Here is a 1,171-nt window from a genome sequence, read left to right on the forward strand (position 1 = left end):
GCTACAAAGCAAAATTCACAGCTTTAAACCGTTTGCTTTAAAATTAGCACTTAAAAAAGGTGTTAAGAAAGAAGCTTAAAATTAGGGCTTGAATTCAAAGAAAGCTTTAAATTCAAGCAAAAAAGCAAGGGTTTAAATCTAAGTTTTAAAAATCAAAAACTTAAATTTAAGCCTTTTAAACTGAGTTTTGAATTCTAACAGAGTTTTCAAAGCCAAAAGCAAAGGGTTTGAATTCAAAGTAAAGATTTAAATTTAAGCTTGAATTTAAGTTAAAGAAACTCAAAGGCAAAAATTCGAGGCTTGAATTTAAACAAAAACTTTGAATTTAAAGTATTTAAACAGCAAGGCTTGAATTTAAAAGTTTCAAGCTTAAAACAAAGAATAAAGCAAAAAAATTTCAAGGCTTGAATTTAACATAGGCTTAAAAAAGTTAAAAATCAAAGTCTTGAATTCAAAGAAAGCTTTAAATTCAAGCAAACAAGCAAAGGCTTAAATCTAAGTTTTCAAAAACAAAAACTTAAATTTAAGCCTTTTAAAATGAGCCTTGAATTTTAACAAGGCTTTGTTTTATAAACAAAGCAAGGTTCCCTCTGTTTTGCGGAGGGCAACACAGTAAGCCCCCTCCCTTGCGGAGGGGTTTTTGCTTCGCAAGGCTTGCAACCCGTTGGGTGGGGTGGGTATTTTGGGCGTTTTGTGAATTTTGCGGTAGCTCGTCATTGCGAGCCGATTTATCGGCGTGGCAATCCACAACCGCAGGCAAAGCCCCTTGTGAAGTGGCGTTATCCAAAGCCCCCTGTTGTGCGGAAAGTTCGTCTTTTAAAGCCCCCTTCCCTTGCGGAGGTGGGGTTTTTGCTTCGCAAGGCTTGCAACCCGTTGGGTGTGGGTGGGTATTTTGCATAGCAAAATGTATTAAAGGATATTTGCTACAAAGCAAAATTCACAGCTTTAAACTGTTTGCCTTAAAATTAACACTTAAAAGGTGTCAAGAAACAAGCTTAAAATTAGGTCTTGAATTCAAAGAAAGCTTTAAATTCAAGCTTACAAGCAAGGGCTTGAAAAAAGTTAAAAATCAAGGGCTTGAATTCAAATAAAACTTTAAATTCAAGTAAAAAAATAAAGGTTTAAATCTAAGTTTTCAAAAACAAAAACTTAAATTTAAGCCTTTTAAACT

At 33.9% G+C, this 1,171-nt stretch carries 1 protein-coding gene; it reads right to left on the bottom strand.

Features of this window, described 5'->3' with window-relative positions; translation table 11 throughout:
* Positions 1 to 532 precede the first annotated feature (532 nt).
* A complete protein-coding gene (locus DMC01_RS12510) occupies positions 533 to 934 on the bottom strand; it encodes a hypothetical protein (RefSeq protein ID WP_142694511.1) in 402 nt (133 codons plus the stop codon).
* Positions 935 to 1,171: the final 237 nt, after the last annotated feature.

The sequence above is a fragment of the Campylobacter troglodytis genome (assembly GCF_006864425.1).
GTDB lineage: Bacteria > Campylobacterota > Campylobacteria > Campylobacterales > Campylobacteraceae > Campylobacter_D > Campylobacter_D troglodytis.